Origin of the sequence: Citrobacter sp. Igbk 14 (genome assembly GCF_028069825.1) — a bacterium.
Lineage (GTDB): Bacteria > Pseudomonadota > Gammaproteobacteria > Enterobacterales > Enterobacteriaceae > Citrobacter.
This window is the reverse complement of sequence record NZ_JANEWM010000059.1, coordinates 12,668-26,756: the sequence shown is the minus strand read 5'-3', so window position 1 is coordinate 26,756 and position 14,089 is coordinate 12,668. Positions and strand designations below refer to the sequence as shown.

At 49.7% G+C, this 14,089-nt stretch carries 21 protein-coding genes and 1 rRNA gene; 6 read left to right on the top strand and 16 right to left on the bottom strand.

Going from position 1 to position 14,089, the window contains the following annotated elements:
* Window positions 1–67, bottom strand: a 16S ribosomal RNA gene (locus tag NNN64_RS18930); the annotation flags it as partial.
* Between the two features lie 472 nt (window positions 68–539).
* Here NNN64_RS18930 and NNN64_RS18925 point away from each other — a divergent pair.
* Window positions 540–1,094 (top strand): gamma carbonic anhydrase family protein, encoded by a 555-nt coding sequence (locus tag NNN64_RS18925; protein ID WP_271442368.1) that lies wholly within the window; start codon window positions 540–542, stop codon window positions 1,092–1,094.
* Here NNN64_RS18925 and NNN64_RS18920 read toward each other — a convergent pair.
* The 6 genes from NNN64_RS18920 to dprA are packed head-to-tail and all read right to left on the bottom strand — an operon-like array spanning window position 1,070 to window position 4,862.
* Entirely contained in the window at window positions 1,070–1,327 is a 258-nt protein-coding gene (locus NNN64_RS18920; protein WP_271442367.1) for a DUF1488 domain-containing protein, read from the bottom strand. The two genes, NNN64_RS18925 and NNN64_RS18920, sit on opposite strands and share 25 nt — an antisense overlap.
* Complete coding sequence (gene aroE / locus NNN64_RS18915; protein WP_271442366.1) at window positions 1,324–2,145, bottom strand: shikimate dehydrogenase; 822 nt, start codon at window positions 2,143–2,145, stop codon at window positions 1,324–1,326. Before aroE ends, NNN64_RS18920 begins: the two co-directional genes overlap by 4 nt.
* A gap of 1 nt (window position 2,146) precedes the next feature.
* Window positions 2,147–2,719 carry an L-threonylcarbamoyladenylate synthase type 1 TsaC gene (gene tsaC, locus NNN64_RS18910; RefSeq protein WP_271442365.1) on the bottom strand — a complete coding sequence of 191 codons (573 nt, stop codon included), beginning with the start codon at window positions 2,717–2,719 and terminating at the stop codon, window positions 2,147–2,149.
* 4 nt (window positions 2,720–2,723) lie between these two features.
* Window positions 2,724–3,266 carry a DNA topoisomerase family protein gene (locus NNN64_RS18905; protein WP_137383637.1) on the bottom strand — a complete coding sequence of 181 codons (543 nt, stop codon included), beginning with the start codon at window positions 3,264–3,266 and terminating at the stop codon, window positions 2,724–2,726.
* 26 nt (window positions 3,267–3,292) lie between these two features.
* Window positions 3,293–3,766: a DUF494 family protein Smg gene (smg, locus tag NNN64_RS18900; protein WP_005134083.1), complete on the bottom strand. Its 474-nt coding sequence runs from the start codon at window positions 3,764–3,766 to the stop codon at window positions 3,293–3,295.
* A complete protein-coding gene (gene dprA / locus NNN64_RS18895) occupies window positions 3,738–4,862 on the bottom strand; it encodes a DNA-protecting protein DprA (protein ID WP_271442364.1) in 1,125 nt (374 codons plus the stop codon). The genes smg and dprA overlap by 29 nt, the downstream gene beginning before the upstream one ends.
* Window positions 4,863–4,991: 129 nt before the next feature.
* Between dprA and def the strand changes: the two genes are divergently transcribed.
* From def to mscL, 5 genes are all read left to right on the top strand, one after another.
* Window positions 4,992–5,501 carry a peptide deformylase gene (def, locus tag NNN64_RS18890; protein ID WP_040232019.1) on the top strand — a complete coding sequence of 170 codons (510 nt, stop codon included), beginning with the start codon at window positions 4,992–4,994 and terminating at the stop codon, window positions 5,499–5,501.
* A 14-nt stretch (window positions 5,502–5,515) separates the two neighbouring features.
* A complete protein-coding gene (gene fmt, locus NNN64_RS18885; RefSeq protein ID WP_271442363.1) occupies window positions 5,516–6,463 on the top strand; it encodes a methionyl-tRNA formyltransferase in 948 nt (315 codons plus the stop codon).
* Window positions 6,464–6,516: 53 nt separating this feature from the next.
* A complete protein-coding gene (gene rsmB, locus NNN64_RS18880) occupies window positions 6,517–7,806 on the top strand; it encodes a 16S rRNA (cytosine(967)-C(5))-methyltransferase RsmB (protein ID WP_271442362.1) in 1,290 nt (429 codons plus the stop codon).
* Window positions 7,807–7,827: 21 nt separating this feature from the next.
* A complete protein-coding gene (gene trkA / locus NNN64_RS18875; RefSeq protein ID WP_115601380.1) occupies window positions 7,828–9,204 on the top strand; it encodes a Trk system potassium transporter TrkA in 1,377 nt (458 codons plus the stop codon).
* A 141-nt stretch (window positions 9,205–9,345) separates the two neighbouring features.
* Window positions 9,346–9,759 carry a large-conductance mechanosensitive channel protein MscL gene (mscL, locus tag NNN64_RS18870; protein WP_137383643.1) on the top strand — a complete coding sequence of 138 codons (414 nt, stop codon included), beginning with the start codon at window positions 9,346–9,348 and terminating at the stop codon, window positions 9,757–9,759.
* On the opposite strand, the gene arfA is transcribed toward mscL, so the two are convergent.
* The 9 genes from arfA to rpmJ all read right to left on the bottom strand — a co-directional run bounded on the left by arfA (window position 9,756) and on the right by rpmJ (window position 14,068).
* Complete coding sequence (gene arfA / locus NNN64_RS18865; protein WP_271442361.1) at window positions 9,756–9,974, bottom strand: alternative ribosome-rescue factor ArfA; 219 nt, start codon at window positions 9,972–9,974, stop codon at window positions 9,756–9,758. The genes mscL and arfA overlap by 4 nt on opposite strands.
* Window positions 9,975–10,034: 60 nt before the next feature.
* A complete protein-coding gene (gene zntR / locus NNN64_RS18860; RefSeq protein WP_271442360.1) occupies window positions 10,035–10,460 on the bottom strand; it encodes a Zn(2+)-responsive transcriptional regulator in 426 nt (141 codons plus the stop codon).
* Window positions 10,461–10,470: 10 nt separating this feature from the next.
* Window positions 10,471–10,839 carry a DUF1992 domain-containing protein gene (locus NNN64_RS18855; protein WP_271442359.1) on the bottom strand — a complete coding sequence of 123 codons (369 nt, stop codon included), beginning with the start codon at window positions 10,837–10,839 and terminating at the stop codon, window positions 10,471–10,473.
* Between the two features lie 107 nt (window positions 10,840–10,946).
* Complete coding sequence (rplQ, locus tag NNN64_RS18850) at window positions 10,947–11,333, bottom strand: 50S ribosomal protein L17 (protein WP_001216372.1); 387 nt, start codon at window positions 11,331–11,333, stop codon at window positions 10,947–10,949.
* A 40-nt stretch (window positions 11,334–11,373) separates the two neighbouring features.
* Window positions 11,374–12,363, bottom strand: a complete 990-nt coding sequence (locus NNN64_RS18845) for a DNA-directed RNA polymerase subunit alpha (RefSeq protein WP_003031139.1) — start codon at window positions 12,361–12,363, stop codon at window positions 11,374–11,376.
* Between the two features lie 25 nt (window positions 12,364–12,388).
* Window positions 12,389–13,009: a 30S ribosomal protein S4 gene (rpsD, locus tag NNN64_RS18840; RefSeq protein WP_003031138.1), complete on the bottom strand. Its 621-nt coding sequence runs from the start codon at window positions 13,007–13,009 to the stop codon at window positions 12,389–12,391.
* Window positions 13,010–13,042: 33 nt separating this feature from the next.
* The gene (rpsK, locus tag NNN64_RS18835; RefSeq protein WP_260861814.1) at window positions 13,043–13,432 is read right to left on the bottom strand and encodes a 30S ribosomal protein S11; all 390 of its coding nucleotides are present in this window, start codon (window positions 13,430–13,432) and stop codon (window positions 13,043–13,045) included.
* A gap of 16 nt (window positions 13,433–13,448) precedes the next feature.
* Window positions 13,449–13,805, bottom strand: coding sequence for a 30S ribosomal protein S13 (gene rpsM, locus NNN64_RS18830; RefSeq protein WP_003031135.1), 357 nt, complete (start codon window positions 13,803–13,805; stop codon window positions 13,449–13,451).
* A 146-nt stretch (window positions 13,806–13,951) separates the two neighbouring features.
* Window positions 13,952–14,068, bottom strand: coding sequence for a 50S ribosomal protein L36 (gene rpmJ, locus NNN64_RS18825; RefSeq protein ID WP_000868187.1), 117 nt, complete (start codon window positions 14,066–14,068; stop codon window positions 13,952–13,954).
* Between the last annotated feature and the right edge of the window lie 21 nt (window positions 14,069–14,089).

The following is a 14,089-nucleotide window of genomic DNA, read 5'->3' as shown; positions in this document are numbered from 1 at the left end:
GTTCGACTTGCATGTGTTAGGCCTGCCGCCAGCGTTCAATCTGAGCCATGATCAAACTCTTCAATTTAAGTTTGATGCTCGTGAATTAAACTTCGTAATGAATTACGTATGTTCACTCAGAGACTTGGTATTCATTTTTCGTCTTGCGACGTTAAGAATCCGTATCTTCGAGTGCCCACACAGATTGTCTGATAAATTGTTAAAGAGCAATTGCGACGCGCTTTAGCGCTCTGTCGCGAGGTGGCGTATATTACGCTTTCCTCTTTCAGAGTCAACCCTCATTTTCAGGATTTTTCTCTTCAACCGGACCGGCTGTTTGCGTGAAGTGATTCACATCCGCCGTGTCGATGGAGGCGCATTATAGGGATCCCATTTTTTAGCACAAGTGTTTTTTGGATCTTTTTTACCGAGTGCTTGTTTTTCACTCCTTTCGCTACATTCCTGTGCAATTTGGCTGATTTTTGATAACTAAATCACTTGCACAGACTCAATAATCCAACCAAAGTCTTCATTACCGCCCTATTTTCATTGAGGTAAACATGTCTAATGTACTGCGTCCTTATAAGGATCTTTTCCCACAGATCGGCGAGCGCGTCATGATCGATAGTAGTAGTGTTGTCATTGGCGATACTCGTCTGGCTGATGATGTCGGGATTTGGCCACTGGTTGCGATTCGTGGCGACGTGAACTACGTACAGATTGGCGCCCGTACAAACATTCAGGATGGCAGCGTACTGCATGTCACACATAAATCCACATCTAATCCGCAAGGTAACCCTCTGATCGTAGGCGAAGATGTGACTGTAGGTCATAAAGTCATGCTACACGGCTGCATCATTGGCAACCGCGTTTTAGTCGGTATGGGATCGATTTTGCTGGATGGCGTAGTAGTAGAAGATGACGTCATGATCGGAGCAGGAAGTCTGGTCCCGCAAAACAAGCGCCTGGAGAGCGGATATCTGTATCTGGGAAGCCCGGTTAAACAAATCCGCCCACTAACTGATGAAGAGAAAGCAGGCCTACAGTACTCCGCTAACAACTACGTGAAGTGGAAAGATGAGTATTTAGGTCAGGATAACCAGACCCAACCTTGATCATCTTCTTGCTGGGCCTGGATCAATGCTTCAGCCTCTTCTTCCAGATCCCAGCGATATTCGCGAAAAGTTTCAAGCCACTGTTCAGGCGTGTCGCCGCCAAAGCGATGCGCCAGCGTCTCTCCTTTTATGGCGCATTTTAGCTGCATACCATGAACCATCGCCGGGAAGATGACGGAATTAATATCCGCCACCCACTCTTCCCTATCAGGGAATTGAATCGCCTGATTCATACGGAAAGTTCCTGTTGCAGTGTTTTAATCACAGGCTCAATCTCCGGCAACACACCATGCCAGAGCAAAACAGCATGTGCCGCTTGCCCCACCAGCATTCCCAAACCATCGGCACAATGTTTTGCACCATGTGATACACACCAGGAAAGGAACGGGGTATTCCCCTTTTGGTAGAACATGTCGTAGCAGTAGACCGAAGAGTGAATGAGCGATGCCGGAATGGCTGGAACATCGCCGCTAATACCACTGGAAGTCGCGTTGATGATCAAATCGAAAGTGTAATTATCCAGCTCATCCATTCCCACCGCCTGAACGCTACCGGTATGGGAGAAGATCTGCGCCAATTCTTCAGCCCGCGAAGCGGTACGATTAACAATAGTCACTGCGCAATCCATAGACAGGAGAGGCAGCAACACACCGCGGGACGCTCCACCAGCCCCAATCAGCAGAATGCGAGACCCGGGATGAATGAAAGACAAACGTTCAAGGTCACTAAGCAGGCCGATACCATCGGTGTTATCACCCAGTAAGCGCCCATCCTCCAGCCGTTTTAGGGTATTAACCGCTCCAGCCAACGATGCCCGCTCTGTTAGTTCATCAGCACGCGCAAACGCCTCTTCTTTAAAGGGAACGGTAACATTGGCTCCCTTCCCCCCATCCGCAAAAAAGGCATTGAGCGTATTCACAAAGTTATTGATGGGCGCCAACACCCGACCATAAGAGTGATCAATCTTCAGCTGCTCTGCAAATTGCTGATGAATAAAAGGCGATTTGCTGTGCGCTACCGGATTACCAAAAACAGCATAGGCTTCTTTCATATTACCCCTGTCGAAACTGTTCACCCGTCAAAGCATCTCTGATTTCCGAGGGATTCAAACGCCCGCCGGTATTACCTTCAACCACTGGAAAATCGTCCCCGAACTGCGCTCGTACTTCCTCTACCGTTCTGCAGGGTGCTAGTCCACTTAGATTAGCACTGGTGGAAACTAATGGCTTGCCATAGGCCTGACACAATGCAACCACCAGCGGGTGATCCGTGACACGCACGGCGAGCGAATCAAAACGACCAGTTAGCCAACGCGGCGTAGTCACAGGTGCCGGAAAAACGAAGGTGACAGGGCCTGGCCAGCGCGCAAAAACAGCTTCACGTTGAGCATCAGTAAGCATGCTGTCATCAATATACGGTTTGAGTTGATCAAAGTTTGCCGCAATCAAAATCAAACCTTTATCTATTGGACGTTGTTTGAGTTCCAACAGACGCGTTACCGCCGTTTCACTGTCAGGATCACACCCGACACCAAAAACGGCTTCTGTTGGATAAGCGATGACATTTTCTTGTTGCAGAACCTCTATCGCGGCAGCGATGGGGTCCGTAGGCAGGTTTTTATTCACTTTTTTATTCCGCCGGGATCGGCTTTCCACATTGTTTACTGGCACAGAAATGCTTCACACCCTGCGCGGTTTTCTTTTCGATGAGTAGCGGATAGTGGCACTCTGGACACTCTCCGGCTAACGGTTTGAAGTTGATGACAAACTGACACTCCGGATAGCGATCGCAGGAGTAAAAGGTTTTGCCATAACGTGAACGCCGCTGAACCAAATGGCCCGTCTGGCATTGGGGGCATACTATTGCTGTTTCATCAGGCTTATCGATAAGCTCAGTGTGATCGCAGGCAGGGTAATCACTGCACCCAATAAACATACCGAATCGCCCCTGCCTCAGCACCAGTTCAGCGCCACATGCTGGGCAGAATTTACCCTCCAGAACTTTGACTATATGTCCGTCCGCAGATGATTTCAGCGGGCGGACATAATCGCATTCTGGATAGTGTGAGCAACCGAGAAACGGGCCGTGTTTCCCGGAACGTATAACCAGTTCAGCCCCACATTGTGGACAGGGCTCGTTTTTACGCACCGTAAACAGTGCTGATTTAGCCATAACAACTCATACTGAATGAAGATTGATTAATGCAGCATACCTTCATTCACTTCAAAGAGTAATTCTTCCATTTGCTGATAGGCATTTTCGCAGCCTGGAATGTTGAACAGAACCATCAAGATCACCCACTTCAGGTCTTCCAGATCAAACTCAGCCGTATCCAGCGCAAGTACGCGCTCTATCACCATTTCTCGCGTTTCGAGGTTTAGCACCTGAATCTGCTCCAGGAATAGCAGGAACCCCCGACAGCTCGCATCCAGCCGATCGCACTCTTCTGCAGTATAAATACGTACAGAAAGGGGATCTGATGCAAGCTGCATAGGTTCGGCAAGGCCGTCCTGATAATCAGCAAGCTTTTCCAGCCACAGTAACGCGTTGTAGATGTCTTCACGATCAAAACCAGCGTCGGTAAGATCCCGTTCCAGTTTGTCCTGATCCACACGCAGCTCTGCTTCGTTATGGATATATGTCTCAAACAAATACATTAGTACGTCGAACATGGCTTGCCCTCCTCAATCGGACATAGCCGCCGGGTACAGCTGCGATCCATCCTGCTAACTCCAGTTCGAGCAGTTGAGCCACTACCTCTGGCACAGGTTGGCCGGCACGTTCAGCGACGACGTCAACAGGTGTTACCTCATCTCCTACGTTAGCCAGGAGCTCTGAAAATGGCAATGCCACCTCTTCGTGATCCGGCGAATAAATTGATTTTTCAGGCTCATCTGGCAACCATTGCAGCCCATATTGCAAACTTTCCAGTATTTCCTCTGGTGACGTCACAAGCATGGCTCCCTGCTGAATGAGCCAATGGGGCCCTTCACTTCCCGGGCTCCCGATCGGCCCAGGCAAAGCAAAAACCTCCCGTCCTTGTTCCAGTGCACAGCGTGCTGTGACTAATGAGCCGCTACGCTGTGCCGCCTCAACAACCAGTACTCCCTTACTTAGACCACTAATAATGCGATTTCGTCGGGGAAAATTACGCGGTAAAGGGAGCATATCCAAAGGGAATTCAGACACCAGCGCGCCTCCGGCCTCTATCAAATTTTCAGCAAGTCGAACATGTCGCCGCGGATATATGGTTTCCAGGCCATTTCCCAGTACCGCAATACTAGCCCCGTGTGTGTTTATCGCTGCTGTATGCGCCACACCGTCAATCCCTTTAGCCAGTCCGCTAGTGATCGTCACACCACATGCTGCAAGCTTCTCACAGAACAACCGCGCCCATCGTTCGCCATACCAGGAGTGCTGCCGACTGCCGACAACAGCAACTTGAAATGCGTGAAGACACTCAGGGCGACCAGCAATGAAAAGTACGCCTGGGTAATCCTCAATAGCACGCAGCTGCGGCGGAAAATACTTGCTGTCGGCAAAAACCAGATGATGATGGGGTAACTCAAGCCAACGCAGCGTTTTTTCCAGTGACTGCTCAGAAAAGGCCTGAAAACGTTCGACCTGACGAGGAGTGAGCCCTGCATGCCGAAGTATCGTATTGTTAATACCCGGTTGAGCAATAAGCCAGTGAGCAGTGCGCACCATCTCATCACCATACAGTTCATTCACTTGTGCTAAACGTAACCAAATCTCAATATGGGTCATCCCTGTTCCCCTGCCACAAGCAGTCCTGGCAATCTTTGCGATTGGTCACTGATGCTGTCAATCAGAGCGGGTTTTGTCTAGAATAGAGGTAATAATCTTTCCAATTCCTGAACACAACTCTGGATAACTATGTCAGTTTTGCAAGTGTTACATATTCCGGACGAGCGTCTTCGCAAAGTCGCAAAGCCAGTTGAAGAAGTGAATGCAGAAATTCAGCGTATCGTTGATGATATGTTCGAAACGATGTACGCCGAAGAAGGTATCGGTCTGGCCGCAACACAGGTCGATATCCATCAGCGCATCATTGTTATTGATGTCTCTGAAAACCGTGACGAGCGTCTGGTACTCATTAACCCAGAGCTACTGGAGAAAGACGGCGAAACCGGCATTGAAGAAGGCTGCCTATCTATTCCTGAACAACGTGCATTAGTACCGCGCGCTGAAAAAGTAAAAATTCGTGCGCTCGATCGCGACGGCAAGCCTTTTGAACTGGAGGCCGATGGCCTGTTGGCTATCTGCATCCAACATGAAATGGATCACCTGGTCGGTAAACTGTTTATCGATTATCTGTCTCCGTTGAAGCAACAACGTATTCGTCAGAAAGTTGAAAAACTCGACCGCCTGAACGCCCGAGCTTAAGGACAAGAATCAACGTGTCAGACTCACTACGTATTATTTTTGCGGGTACACCTGACTTTGCAGCGCGTCATCTTGACGCGCTGTTGTCTTCTGGACATAACGTCGTTGGCGTGTTTACCCAGCCGGACCGTCCTGCGGGACGTGGTAAAAAGCTAATGCCCAGCCCGGTGAAAGTGCTGGCGGAAGAAAAAGGGATACCCGTTTTCCAACCTGTATCTCTTCGTCCCCAGGAAAACCAACAACTGGTTTCTGACCTGCACGCAGATGTAATGGTGGTGGTAGCCTATGGCCTGATTCTGCCAAAAGCCGTACTGGACATGCCGCGTCTGGGTTGTATCAACGTTCACGGTTCTCTGCTTCCACGCTGGCGTGGAGCCGCGCCGATCCAGCGTTCATTGTGGGCAGGCGACACCGAAACCGGTGTAACCATCATGCAGATGGATGTCGGTCTGGACACAGGCGATATGCTGCATAAGCTGTCCTGCCCAATTACAGCAGAAGATACTAGCGGTTCGTTATACGACAAGCTGGCAGATTTAGGGCCTCAGGGGCTGATTGAAACGCTAAAACAGCTTGCTGCTGGCACAATAAAACCAGTTGTTCAGGATGAATCTCTGGTTACGCATGCTGAAAAACTCAGCAAAGAAGAGGCCCGTATCGACTGGTCGCTTTCGGCCGCTCAACTGGAACGCTGTATCCGCGCCTTTAACCCGTGGCCAATGAGCTGGCTTGAAATAGAAGGTCAGCCAGTAAAAGTCTGGAAAGCTTCTGTTATTGCTGCGAACACACAGGCTGCACCAGGCACCATCCTCGAGGCGACAAAGCAGGGCATCCAGGTCGCAACAGGCGACGGCATCCTGAATCTCATCGCTTTACAGCCTGCCGGCAAGAAAGCGATGAGCGCACAGGATCTGCTCAATTCACGTCGGGAGTGGTTTGTGCCCGGAAATCGTCTGATCTGACGGTTCATCTCTTTTAAAGCCCGGAACCTCCGGGCATTTTTATTTTTGCGCTTATGAAAAAACATCTTAATTTACGCAGTATGGTGGCCCAGGCCGTCGAACAGGTTGTTGAAAAGGGCCAATCGTTGAGTAACGTGCTGCCCGCCATGCAGCAAAAAGTAGCCGATAAAGATAAGGCGCTGTTGCAGGAGCTTTGCTTCGGCGTTTTACGTACGCTCTCCCAGCTGGAGTGGATGATTCAACAGTTGATGGAACGCCCGATGACGGGCAAACAGCGCACTGTCCACTATCTGATTATGGTTGGCTTCTACCAGCTTTTGCATACTCGTATTCCGCCACATGCTGCGCTTGCTGAAACCGTCGAAGGTGCAGTCGTTATCAAGCGACCTCAGCTGAAAGGGCTAATTAACGGCGTATTACGCCAGTTTCAGCGCCGTCAGGAAGAGTTGCTCACCGAATTTGCGCAAAGCGAACTGCGTTTTTTACACCCTTCATGGCTGGTTAAGCGTATCAAAAATGCCTATCCACAACAGTGGGAGACGATTCTTGCAGCCAATAACCAGCGACCACCGATGTGGCTACGTGTCAATCGTAACCACCATACACGCGACGCTTGGCTGGATCTACTTACCGAAGCGGGATTAACCGGCTTCCCGCATCCGGACTACCCGGATGCGGTACGTCTGGAAACGCCAACTCCTGTGCACGCCCTACCAGGTTTTGACGAAGGCTGGGTGACCGTCCAGGATGCTTCAGCTCAAGGATGCGTGACCTATCTGTTACCGAAGGACGGTGAACAGATCCTCGACCTGTGCTGTGCGCCGGGCGGTAAAACCACTCACATTCTGGAAGTTGCCCCGCAAGCTAATGTGATGGCTGTCGATGTCGATGAAAAACGTCTGTCGCGTGTCTATGACAACCTGAAACGCCTTGGCATGAAGGCAACCGTTAAACAGGGCGATGGTCGTTACCCCGAACAGTGGTGCGGCGAACAAAAGTTTGATCGCATTTTGTTAGATGCACCGTGCTCTGCCACTGGGGTCATCCGTCGCCATCCCGATATAAAGTGGCTGCGTCGCGATCGGGATATTGCTGAACTCGCCCAATTGCAGGCAGAAATACTTAATGCGACCTGGGCACATCTGAAACCGGGTGGCACGCTGGTTTATGCAACCTGTTCTATTTTGCCTGAAGAGAACCAACAGCAAATCTCTGCCTTCCTGGCACGAACGCCTGATGCTCTATTAAGTGAAACGGGTACGCCGGAACAGCCAGGGCGCCAGAATTTACCGGGTGCAGAAGAAGGTGACGGTTTCTTTTACGCTAAGCTAATCAAGAAGTGATGAGATAACGGGTCGCAACTGATGAAAATTATCATTCTGGGCGCAGGGCAAGTTGGCGGTACGTTGGCTGAGAACCTGGTCGGAGAGAACAACGATATCACGGTAGTCGATACCAATGGTGAGCGTCTGCGCAGCCTGCAGGACAAGTTTGATCTCCGCGTTGTGCAAGGCCATGGTTCTCATCCCCGTGTACTGCGTGAGGCCGGAGCTGACGACGCCGATATGCTGGTTGCAGTAACCAGCTCAGATGAAACCAATATGGTTGCCTGCCAGGTAGCATACTCACTCTTTAATACCCCCAATCGTATCGCCCGAATTCGCTCGCCGGATTATGTCCGCGATGCAGATAAACTGTTCCAGTCTGATGCAGTGCCTATCGATCATCTGATTGCACCAGAGCAGCTGGTTATCGATAGCATTTACCGACTGATTGAATACCCGGGTGCGTTACAGGTAGTAAATTTTGCCGAAGGTAAAGTCAGTCTGGCGGTGGTCAAAGCCTATTACGGCGGGCCATTGATTGGCAATGCACTGTCGACAATGCGCGAGCATATGCCACACATCGATACCCGCGTCGCGGCGATATTCCGTCATGACAGGCCAATTCGTCCGCAGGGTTCCACCATTGTTGAAGCGGGTGATGAAGTATTCTTTATTGCAGCTTCACAGCATATTCGTGCCGTAATGAGTGAACTTCAGCGTCTGGAAAAACCCTACAAGCGTATTATGTTAGTGGGTGGCGGTAATATCGGTGCTGGTCTGGCCCGACGTCTGGAAAAAGATTACAGCGTCAAACTGATCGAACGCAATCAGCAACGGGCATCCGAGCTTGCAGAGAAATTGCAAAATACAATCGTCTTTTTCGGCGATGCCTCGGATCAAGAGCTGCTGGCTGAAGAACATATTGATCAAGTTGATCTTTTTATCGCGGTAACCAACGACGATGAAGCTAACATTATGTCGGCCATGCTCGCCAAACGCATGGGCGCAAAGAAAGTCATGGTGCTGATCCAGCGTAGGGCGTATGTTGATCTGGTCCAGGGTAGCGTGATTGATATTGCAATTTCACCGCAACAGGCCACCATATCTGCGCTACTGAGCCATGTGCGCAAAGCTGATATTGTCGGCGTTTCTTCGCTGCGACGCGGTGTTGCGGAAGCGATTGAAGCTGTCGCGCACGGGGATGAAACGACATCACGAGTTGTCGGTCGCGCAATAGACGAAATTAAACTTCCACCTGGTACCATTATTGGTGCCGTAGTGCGTGGTAACGACGTGATGATAGCCAATGACAACCTGCGTATTGAGCAGGGTGATCACGTTATCATGTTCCTGACAGACAAAAAATTTATTACTGACGTCGAACGGCTATTCCAGCCAAGTCCTTTTTTCCTGTAAATATTTGGGCGCTTATATAGCGCCCATTTTATTTCCCTTTATTTTTCATGGTCTAATAAATTTTCCTTTCAGCAATACATAAATGGAAAATGTCTTAACATTTGTTAAACTTATAAACGTCAGCTGCATAGGGAGAATAAAATGAGCATTATTAAAGAGTTTCGCGAATTCGCGATGCGCGGGAATGTTGTCGATTTGGCAGTGGGTGTCATTATTGGTGCGGCATTCGGTAAGATTGTTTCATCGCTGGTTGCCGATATCATCATGCCGCCACTGGGGTTGTTAATTGGTGGGATCGATTTTAAACAGTTTGCTTTGACATTACGCGATGCGCAGGGAGACATCCCGGCTGTCGTTATGCATTACGGTGTATTTATTCAGAACGTCTTTGATTTCATTATTGTGGCGTTTGCTATCTTTATGGCAATCAAACTGATCAACAAACTGAATCGTAAAAAAGAGGAAGAACCTGCAGCACCGCCGGCTCCTTCTAAAGAGGAAGTATTGTTAAGTGAAATTCGTGACCTGCTGAAAGAACAGAATAACCGCTCTTAAACACTCACTAAAACAAGAAGGCCAGTGGTAAAAAAGTGATTCACTTTCTTGCCACTGGCCTCCCAGTTACCCCGATTGCCATGTTTACCTTTACGCAGATAACTACCTTTCCCTTTTTTATTCTTCTCAACACGCTGCCTGAAAAGTGGATCATGCAGTAGCGCCTCAATGGCGTTGTCCTTTATCTGCCCTTTGGTGTGCTGATAACGACTCATAATATCTCCAGTTTGTGGTAACAATTTACGCCGCGAGTCTAGACCCTCCCGTTCAATAAATCAACAACCTGTTGTCGTGCCACTGGCACCTTGTTCAAGTGCCTCCAGAATAGAACAATAGACGCTGCTGTGTGCCTTTCCGCAGCATGCATCATTCAATCGCTGCAATGATCGTTGCATCGTTTGAAGTTCGGCTATACGTGCTTCGACTTCCTGCAATCTATCCTGAACGATCCCTTTTGATTCCTGACAGGTATGGTGTTCCGGATCGACACGGATCGAAAGTAATTCACGAATAGACTCCAACGTAAAACCTAGCTGTCGCGCGTAACGAATAAACTTCAGCCGTTGCAGATCACTTTCTGTATAGAGTCGAAATCCGCCTTCAGTACGTACTTCATGCTCCATCATCTGCTGCTTTTCATAGTAGCGGATAGTATCGGGCGTCACGTCGGCCAGTTTTGCTAATTCACCAATCCGGTACATACTTCCTCCGCTATTCATCATTAATTTTATGCAATAGCTTATCCGCGTATTCACCACGTAGAAACTCGGTGCTAAGTCCGGCCTGACGAAGTTTGAGTTCAAGTAGCGACAGACGTCGACTCACATCCTGATAACGAGGATCGTCCTGGCGAATACCTGCAAGTATATCAAGCAACTGTATCGCCTCTCTGCGTTGTTCGAGCTCAGGAGGAAGACACCCAGCGTTTTTTAATAAACGGTACCCGGCCCGAAGCTCCGGCGGGACATGAGAATCATCGTCAAGAGTCAATGGCTCACCTGTACCCGGTAAATCATCAAACTCGCCTTTAGATTGTGCGTCAACGATATGACGCTCTGCCCACTGGTCCAGTAACCACATACGACACCCCAGGGGATGAACAAAAAGAATACAGATATTGTAGATAAGTGGGGATCTTGCGGATATAAAAAAACCCGCCGAGGCGGGTTTTTTTACGTTACTACAGATTACTCTGCAGCAGCTTCTGCTTTCGATTCAGAGCGATCAACCAGCTCGATGTATGCCATCGGCGCGTTGTCACCTGCACGGAAGCCACACTTCAGAATGCGAGTGTAACCACCGGCGCGGCTCGCGAAACGCGGGCCCAGCTCGTTAAACAGTTTTGCCACGATCTCGTTATCACGAGTGCGGGCGAATGCCAGACGACGATTAGCTACGCTATCAGTCTTGGCAAGAGTAATCAGCGGCTCAACTACGCGACGCAGCTCTTTCGCTTTCGGCAGAGTCGTCTTGATGATTTCATGACGAACCAGTGAACCTGCCATATTGCGGAACATAGCCTGGCGATGGCTGCTGTTGCGGTTCAGTTGACGACCACTCTTACGATGGCGCATGACCTTATCCTTCTCAGTAAAACCTTAACCTGTGATCCGGTTACTCGTCAGCGATGCTTGCCGGTGGCCAGTTTTCCAGGCGCATGCCCAGAGACAGTCCACGGGAAGCCAGCACGTCTTTAATCTCGGTAAGAGATTTTTTACCAAGGTTAGGCGTCTTAAGAAGCTCAACCTCAGTACGCTGTACCAGATCACCGATATAGTGGATAGCTTCTGCTTTGAGGCAGTTAGCAGAGCGGACAGTCAATTCCAGATCGTCAACAGGGCGCAGCAGGATCGGATCGAATTCTGGTTTCTCTTCTTTAACTTCCGGCTGACGTACATCACGTAAATCAACGAAAGCTTCCAGTTGTTCAGCCAGAATGGTTGCCGCACGACGAATCGCCTCTTCAGGATCGATTGTGCCGTTGGTTTCCATTTCGATGACCAGCTTGTCCAGGTCGGTACGCTGTTCTACACGCGCTGCTTCAACATTGTAGGCAATACGCTCTACAGGGCTGTAGCATGCGTCGACCAGCAGACGGCCGATTGGGCGCTCATCTTCTTCCGAATGAATTCGGGTAGAAGCCGGCACATAACCACGACCGCGCTGAACTTTGATACGCATGCTAATAGATGCATTCTCATCGGTCAGGTGGCAGATCACGTGCTGTGGCTTGACGATTTCGACATCCCCATCATGGGTAATGTCGGCTGCAGTCACAGGGCCAATGCCAGATTTATTCAAGGTAAGAATAACGTCATCTTTACCCTGAACTCTCACCGCCAGCCCTTTCAGGTTGAGCAGGATTTCCAGGATATCTTCCTGAACGCCTTCTTTGGTGCTGTACTCATGTAGTACACCATCAATCTCAACCTCGGTCACCGCGCAACCCGGCATCGATGAGAGCAGAATACGGCGCAGTGCGTTACCCAAAGTATGGCCAAAGCCACGCTCTAAAGGCTCAAGGGTCACCTTGGCGTGCGTCGAACTCACTTGCTCGATATCTACCAGGCGCGGTTTTAGAAACTCTGTCACAGAACCCTGCATTGTGTCCTCTCTTTGGTACTAAGCTTTACTTGGAGTAAAGCTCGACGATCAGGTGTTCGTTAATGTCCGCAGACAGATCAGAACGCTCCGGCTTACGCTTGAACGTACCTTCCATCTTGCCAGCATCAACTTCCAGCCAGGTTGGCTTTTCACGCTGCTCAGCCAGCTCCAGAGCGGCTTTCACGCGAGACTGCTTCTTCGCTTTCTCACGAATGCTAACAACGTCATTCGGACTAACCTGATAAGAAGCGATGTTAACAACACGACCGTTTACCATAATTGCTTTATGGCTGACCAGCTGACGTGCTTCTGCACGAGTGGCACCGAAGCCCATACGGTATACAACGTTGTCCAGACGACCTTCCAGCAGACCCAACAGGTTTTCACCGGTGTTGCCTTTCAGACGCGCTGCTTCTTTGTAGTAGTTACGGAACTGACGCTCCAGCACACCGTAGATACGGCGAACTTTTTGCTTTTCACGCAACTGCACACCATAGTCAGACAGACGCGGTTTACGCGCACCGTGCTGGCCAGGAGCTTGTTCAATTTTACACTTGGTATCGATCGCGCGAACGCCAGACTTAAGGAATAAGTCAGTGCCCTCACGACGGCTCAGCTTGAGCTTAGGACCCAAATATCTTGCCATTTTCTTTCTCCAACAATCCTAGAAACGACAGCGTTATACGCGACGTTTTTTCGGCGGACGACAACCGTTATGAGGGATCGGAGTCACATCAGTAATATTAGTGATGCGGAAACCAGCGGCGTTCAGAGCACGAACAGTAGATTCGCGACCTGGACCCGGTCCTTTGACCATAACTTCCAGATTCTTGATACCGTATTCTTTTACGGCGTCAGCGCAACGCTCTGCTGCAACCTGAGCTGCAAACGGAGTGGATTTGCGAGAACCACGGAAACCGGAACCACCGGCTGTTGCCCAACCCAGTGCGTTACCCTGACGATCAGTAATGGTAACGATGGTGTTGTTAAAAGAAGCATGGATATGAGCCACGCCGTCAGAGACTTGTTTTCTTACACGTTTACGTGCACGAATTGGTGCCTTTGCCATTATTCAATCACCCCGATTATTTCTTGATCGGTTTGCGCGGACCCTTACGGGTACGTGCGTTGGTCTTGGTACGCTGACCGCGAACCGGGAGACCACGACGATGACGCAAACCGCGATAGCAACCAAGGTCCATAAGGCGCTTGATGCTCATGCTAACTTCACGGCGCAGATCACCTTCAACGACAAATTTGGCAACTTCGTCACGCAGCGTGTCGATTTGTTCTTCAGACAGCTCACTGATCTTAACATCTTCAGCGATACCCGCTGCAGCCAGAATGGCTTTAGAACGGGTCTTGCCGACGCCGTAGATCGAAGTTAATGCGATCACAGCATGTTTCTGATCAGGAATGTTAATGCCTGCTATACGGGCCACTATGCACTCCTACTATTTAATATGTACGCACCATGCTGAAAAGCCCGTTTTCAGGATACTCAAATGGAAACGCACAGACATACAAAAGATTGGCTGGCTAATCTAGCCAGCTCAACCCAACTTTGCAAGAAAAATATGCGAATAAATCAGCCTTGGCGCTGTTTATGCTTCGGCTCGGCACTGCAAATCACACGGATGACACCATCACGCTTAACGATTTTGCAGTTACGGCATAATTTCTTGACGGAAGCACGAACTTTCATTTTTACTCTCCGTAACTTCTC